Here is a 6,408-nt window from a genome sequence, read left to right as displayed (position 1 = left end):
CAATTGATCCGTGGGTATGCAGCGGACCTATTCTCGACAGTGTGTTGTACGCCGGTTCCGTTCTGGAGGGAAACTTGATCGAAACCTATGCTTTCAAGCTCTCTCCAAGGTCTACACCACCTGCGGGCCCGACGAATGGCGACATATATGTCGATTCTTCCAGTGCATTGTGCGTTTATCTTGACGGCACATGGAACAACGTTGCGGGAAGCGGCACTTGCGATTAATTGGCTGGCGCTTAAAAACCATTTGTGGCTCAACATTGCGGGACGAAAGGGAAGCTTGGGGCATTTATGGGGGCAACTGACCTCAAGTAAACGACAAGAATTACGCAAAATTTTTAGGCGTGCTTTTCGGTGGCCGCCGCCTCCACCAACACCACTACCAAAGCCGTCCCAGGACGGCTTTTTTTATGATCCCTGTTTATCACCCTTGGCCAAACGCGCAGGTGACCTCTTTTATTCAGATGCCGGGGCAAGGGCAATGGCTGCCAGGAAATCGTCCCCGTAACGCTCAAGCTTGGTTTGCCCGACGCCATTGATTGCCAGCAGTTCGTCCTCAGTAGTGGGCCGCGCTTTGAGCATCGCTTTTAGGGTTGAGTCGTGAAAAATGACATACGGTGGAACATTGTGCTCGTCGGCCAGGCGTTTGCGGCACGCACGTAATTCCTCCCACAGGGGTATGTCTTCATCGCTAAGCTCGGGCGCCACACGGCGCGCCTTTTTCCCGCCCCTTTTTCGTTCCGGATCATTACGCAGCAACAGCGTTTCTTCACCGACAAGCAATGGGCGGCTGCTGTCGGTCAGAACATAGGCGCCGTAGCGCGTGTGGTCTGATCTTAAATAGCCTCGCACGACAAGTTGTCGCAGTACCGACCGCCATTGCATCATGTCGCGATCTCTGCCGATGCCATACACACTCAGATTGTCGTGACCATGCTGTCGAATCTTGTCGGTATCGGCACCGCGCAGCACATTGATCAGATGGGCGGCACCGAAGCGTTGGCCGGTTCGATACACTGCGGATAACAGTTTTTGTGCAGCAACGGTCCCATCCCATGTTTCCGGTGGCACCAGGCAGATATCACAATTGCCGCAATCGGCATCCGTTTTTTCGCCGAGGTACGCCAGCAGGTGTCGGCGACGACAGGTCGTTACTTCACACCAACCCAAAACGGCATCAAGCTTGCTGCGCTGGCTTTGCTTGTGCTCGCCGCTGGCCTCGGACTGCTCAACCATTTGCCCCAGGCGCACGACGTCCTGCAGGCCGTATACCATGTATGCATCGGCCGGTTCGCCATCGCGACCAGCCCGCCCGGTTTCCTGATAGTACGATTCAATATTTTTTGGCAAATCCAGATGCGCAACGAAGCGGACATCGGGCTTATCAATGCCCATGCCGAACGCAATCGTCGCAACCATGACGACTGCATCTTCATTAATAAAACGAGACTGGTTTGCGGCACGAACATCTGCGTCCAGTCCGGCGTGGTAAGGCAACGCATCGACGCCCTCGCCCACCAGCCAGGCTGCAATCTCTTCGGTTTTTTTGCGTGACAGACAATAAACAATACCCGCATGACCCCGGTGAGCGGCCAGAAAATGTTTTAACTGAACACGTGAATCAGTCTTGATATCGACCTGATAACGAATATTAGGCCGGTCGAAAGAGCTGACAAACCATGCCGGATGGTCCAGTTGCAATCGCTCAACAATGTCATTTCGCGTTGCCATCGTTGCCGTTGCCGTTAATGCAATGCGCGCCACGCCCGGAAAGCGTTCACGCAATTGCCCCAATGACAGATAGTCATGACGAAAATCATGGCCCCACTGCGATACACAGTGCGCTTCGTCAATTGCGATAACAGACCAATTCAGTGCAGTGAGGCGGTCCAGCGTATCGGCCTGCACCAGCCGTTCCGGCGCAAGATAAAGCAAATCCAGCTCACCGGCTTCGAGTTGCTCAAATACCTGGCGCTGTCGTTTTGCGTTCAGCGTAGAATTCAGGAACGTGGCGCGAATACCCACTTCGCGCAATGCACTGACCTGATCCTGCATTAATGCAATCAGCGGCGACACCACCATGCCGGTTCCCGTACCCAACATTGCAGGTATCTGGTAACACAGCGATTTGCCGCCACCGGTTGGCATCAAGACCATCGCATCCTGGCCATTGAGAACCGCATCGATTACCTGGCTTTGCTGGCCAAGAAAAGAGTCAAATCCGAAAACGTCGCGCAGCAGATCGATTGGGGTTTTGTTCATTCAATACCCGGTACTTATTGTGCGTTACATACCGGGCAGCGCGGGCTTCAACACCATGATGACCAGGGCGGCAACAGGTGTCAGCAGAGCCGCAAGTCCCCAGAGCTCCCAGCTCTTGTACAGCTTGCAGTAGGTCGCCCAGGATTGCGCGGAAGCGTCGGCGGATTGTGCAAACGTCAGGATCTTCCGTTGCAACGGTCCAACCCAGACTCCAAAAACCAGGCCTGAAGCGATGAAAAGCAGCGCCGGCCAAAGTATCCAGCCAGTGCTAAGGATTGGAAATCCGCCCGCCATGGCTCCTGCAATGCCGCTGACAACAATCCCGATTACTCCGGGAACGGTCAACCAGCGGTCGCTCACAATGATGCTATCGAATGTGGACGCTACCTGATCCAGGTTGCGGCTCCTGTGGGCGCGTGCAGCCCAGAACAACCCGGTGGATATGTTGCCGAGGAATACCACCACCGAAACGACATGGACCAGCTTCCAAAGCAAATAGCTCATCGTTCCCTCTTACAATCAGGCGTGGTTCGCTCGATTCCTGCCATTGTCGAAAACGGCTTCGTCGAGGAACTCCACGATCCGGGGCATCAAACGCCCCGGCCGCGTGCGCAGCTCCAGAAGCGAATTGGCTTCGAGGAACCGTGCGCCGGGGATTTCTTCGACCAGGTTGGTAGCGTCTGCAAACGGGTGAAGCATGTCGCGCTTGTGGCCGATCACGAGCGTGGGAACAGAAATTCCGCGGCGCCGCTTGATGTCAGGCGCCACTGGCCCGACCAAGGATGCCGTGCAGCACGGCGGCGGTGACCCTGGGCGGCGCGGACAACATGTTGAGCACGCTGTTTGCTGTTTCGTAGCGTGTGCGGGGTACCCGGCCCCATAGCTTGCTGGTCCAACGCGCGACGGGACCACCAAACTGGACGCCCAGCAGCAGCGGCACGAACAGCAAAGCCGCAAACGGCGTGGCGTTTTCCATCACCGGCATCTCGACGATCAGCCCGTGCAGGCGTTCCGGCGCCATGACGGCGACCTGCAGGCTCACGTCGGCACCGAGGGACACGCCACCGATGACTGCTTTGTCGATGCTCAGATGATCCAGCAGTTCAACGACCTGTTCGGCATAACGGTCGAAACGATGCAGCCTCGCATCCTCCGGCTTGTCGCTGCGCCCGTGACCCAGCAGATCGAGCAGAATTACCCGGTAACCGCGGTCTGCAAACCCGCGGGCCAGTCCGCGATTGACGTTGGCATCCAGCAAAAGGCCATGAAGCAGCACGACGACGCGGTCGCCGGACCCGTGCTCCTCGTAGTGAAGCTCGTGGCCCTGGTAACTGAAGCTTCCGGTATTGACGACGTGCATGACTTGCCTCTGTATCGCTGAGTGAGTGAGTTAGCGCCTGCCAGCATACCCCACGGAGTCAAAGCCAAACGGTACAGGCTTCCGCAGCTGACCTGTTTGTTGACAAGGCCTTTGCGGTAGCGTGACACGACGCGCAACAGCCCCGCGTAAAAGGTGCCGGGCGCCCTGAAAGGGCAGCTCGTTTGCGCCAATTCCGGAGCCGAAGATACCTGCAAATAAGCTACGTTGGGTCCCCGGTACCTATTGCGCTCTTGTATATTGTCATCAGTATTTCGTGATTGCGTTGCGGAAGGTAATTGTCACGAAATTCCCGCAGCGCATTATCACCCATCGCACGCATGGCCTCTTTGTTGGACCATCCCCAGTCCAGTTTCCTTGCCAGGTCCTCGCTGCTGCCACTGTCGAAGTGCAATCCGGTAGTTCCGTCATCCACAATCTCGGCGAGGCTGCCCAGCCGGGCGGCTATGACCGGTACCGCCCGCGAAAATGCCTCGACTATCGTCATCGGGAAGCCTTCGTACCAGCGGCTCGGCACCACCAGGCAGGCAGCAGCTTCCACAAAAGGCAGCACCTCATCGTGTGGCAGCTGCCCGATGCGCTCAACATTGGTCAGCCCGTTGTCCTGGATAAATGAGTCCAGCTGCTCCGCTAATGGGCCATCGCCAATTATTTTTACAGGTATGTGCCTGAGCCGGGTCAGGGCATGCAGTAAAACATCGGTGCCCTTCTCATGCGAAAGCCTGCCGACAAACAGCAGGTAATTTCGTTCATGCAGCGCGGGCGTCGAACTTTGCGCCGGCACCATAAAATTGGGTTTCACATGCATCTTTTCTGCAGGGAAACCGCCCTCGATAAATTTCCCGCGCGAGAACTGCGTCAAAGCAATGTAGGCGCTGACGGTTTCGCTCCAGGTTTTCATCAGTCGGTGGATGGTCAACATTGCCCCGACACCTGCCGACTGCATTGCAGAGCCTCGATAACAACGGTACCTGATCGCCGGCCAGGCGAACGATTTGTTGATACAAATCTCGCAAACCTCACCGTTCCTCACCAAGGTATAGGCCGGGCACAACAAGCGATAATTGTGGAGCGTCTGTACAACCGGAATGCCTGCTTCCTTACAGGCGTAGTAAGCAGATGGCGAAATCAGCGGAAACGTATTGTGAAAATGCGCTATTTCCGGCCTTCTCCTGCCAATAACTTCCTGTAACTCTCTTTTACTCTCCCGGGACCAGACAAAAGACATCGCAGCGCTGGCCTTGCTCATCGACGCGATTTGATTATTTGATTTTTCGAAGACAATAACTTCATGCCCGTTGGATTCGAGCATTGCGACTTCGGCATTGAAGACCGCGTCTTCGCCACCGTGCTGCGTATAGCGATTGTGCCCGACCAGGACTCGCATCAAATTCTGCTCACATATCCCGCTGTTGAGTTCCCGGCAGATAGTGTCGTCCAAGCACCATCAGGCGTCTCGGAGACAATGTCGCAATCGGCCAGATTCCCAGATGCATACGGAACCAGCACGCCATTGCGCTGCTCTGCAATATCAAGGTCGCCGCCGAACTCGCTGCTACACCATTGGCGCCGTACGCCATGCCCGCGAAATACCCAGCAACCAGTGCAAACAGGACCGCAAGCGTCGAAATGCCTACCAGCGCGCGCTCGCCGCCAGTCATAGCCATCCCCACTGCGGCCGGCCCGGACAGCACGGCAGCGAATTGCGCGATAACCAGGAAGATCAGCATCGTTGATGCATCACCATAAAACTCACCGTACAGCAGCTGCAACAGCGGTTCGGCACCCAGTATCAGGACCAGGCACAGGAGAAATGCCGGAATGCAGGCTACCGTGGCAACCGATCTGACCAGTGATTCCATCAGGGGAATTTCCCGTGACTTGAACAGCTCGGCGATCATCGGTGGTACCACGGCATTCACGATCCATGTCGGCATCAACACCAGCACGGCGAGACGCCATGCGGCCGTGTACAAAGCCGTATCGCTGGTGCCACTGATACCAGCAACCAGCCACAGATCCACCTGGCCGCGCATTGTTATCATCAGCGCAGAAAACCCTAACGGAATCGCAATTGAAAAAATTGACTTGTTAAGTGCCAGGCTGAACTTACCGCGAATGCTGTTGAGCAAAAATACAAATGCAGCGATAGCAGTCGCCGCGACGGAGAACAGCGCGCAAAGCACCGCAACCCGATAATTCATCATTCCGAGTGAGTTAGTCACCAGAACCGCCAGCAGGAACAGGCTTCCCGACAGCACCCCGGTGCGTCCCATCCCGGCAAAGAGCTCGGCGTTGCGAATGTTGTGATTTGCACGAAAGGTTTCAGACAGCTGTCGCTGCAGCACCAGGAACAGGCACCAGAGCCCCAGCAGAAACGCATTTTCTGCCAGCAGCGGTGCGTCGATGGGTCCCTGAAAAAGTGTCGCGGCACCAAGCCAGATCACTATTCCGGCAAGTAACCCGCCGATGCTCGCGATTACCAGACCAGTCCGGGCAAAGACAATCTTCGCCGCGTCGCTGGCCGAGGGAATGAGCCGCACGACAGCCTGGTCAGCACCAAGACCCCCTATCAGCGCCATCAGGGTCACGACGGACAGCGCGAGGGAATAACTGCCAAAGGATTCCGGGCTCAGCAAGCGCGCAAGAATAATGCCAATGACAAACGCAATCAGTGACGAGAAGACACGGCCCCAGAACGCAAACAAGCCACCGCCGAGGAGGCGTCGTGCGATCATCTGCTGACGGGACGTATCAGACACGACA

6 protein-coding genes are annotated in these 6,408 nt (G+C 56.3%); all 6 read right to left on the bottom strand.

Going from position 1 to position 6,408, the window contains the following annotated elements:
* Positions 1-458: 458 nt before the first annotated feature.
* The 6 genes from recQ to HKN06_11705 all read right to left on the bottom strand — a co-directional run bounded on the left by recQ (position 459) and on the right by HKN06_11705 (position 6,404).
* Positions 459-2,264: a DNA helicase RecQ gene (recQ, locus tag HKN06_11730; GenBank protein NNF61982.1), complete on the bottom strand. Its 1,806-nt coding sequence runs from the start codon at positions 2,262-2,264 to the stop codon at positions 459-461.
* Positions 2,265-2,288: 24 nt separating this feature from the next.
* On the bottom strand, positions 2,289-2,768 hold the full coding sequence (locus tag HKN06_11725; protein ID NNF61981.1) for a DUF2269 family protein: 480 nt from the start codon (positions 2,766-2,768) through the stop codon (positions 2,289-2,291).
* Positions 2,769-2,783: 15 nt separating this feature from the next.
* The gene (locus tag HKN06_11720; GenBank protein NNF61980.1) at positions 2,784-3,032 is read right to left on the bottom strand and encodes a hypothetical protein; all 249 of its coding nucleotides are present in this window, start codon (positions 3,030-3,032) and stop codon (positions 2,784-2,786) included.
* Complete coding sequence (locus tag HKN06_11715; protein NNF61979.1) at positions 3,022-3,624, bottom strand: alpha/beta fold hydrolase; 603 nt, start codon at positions 3,622-3,624, stop codon at positions 3,022-3,024. Before HKN06_11715 ends, HKN06_11720 begins: the two co-directional genes overlap by 11 nt.
* Positions 3,625-3,844: 220 nt before the next feature.
* Entirely contained in the window at positions 3,845-5,029 is a 1,185-nt protein-coding gene (locus tag HKN06_11710) for a glycosyltransferase (GenBank protein ID NNF61978.1), read from the bottom strand.
* Between the two features lie 10 nt (positions 5,030-5,039).
* Complete coding sequence (locus HKN06_11705) at positions 5,040-6,404, bottom strand: oligosaccharide flippase family protein (GenBank protein ID NNF61977.1); 1,365 nt, start codon at positions 6,402-6,404, stop codon at positions 5,040-5,042.
* Between the last annotated feature and the right edge of the window lie 4 nt (positions 6,405-6,408).

This window comes from Gammaproteobacteria bacterium, assembly GCA_013003425.1.
Lineage (GTDB): Bacteria > Pseudomonadota > Gammaproteobacteria > Steroidobacterales > JABDKV01 > JABDJB01.
This window is presented reverse-complemented; position numbering and strand designations above follow the sequence as displayed.

Coding starts and splice junctions, on each gene's coding strand:
- recQ (NNF61982.1), bottom strand. CDS start 2,264: ATGAACAAAACCCCAATCGATCTGCTGCGCGACGTTTTCGGATTTGAC.
- HKN06_11725 (NNF61981.1), bottom strand. CDS start 2,768: ATGAGCTATTTGCTTTGGAAGCTGGTCCATGTCGTTTCGGTGGTGGTA.
- HKN06_11715 (NNF61979.1), bottom strand. CDS start 3,624: ATGCACGTCGTCAATACCGGAAGCTTCAGTTACCAGGGCCACGAGCTT.
- HKN06_11710 (NNF61978.1), bottom strand. CDS start 5,029: ATGCGAGTCCTGGTCGGGCACAATCGCTATACGCAGCACGGTGGCGAA.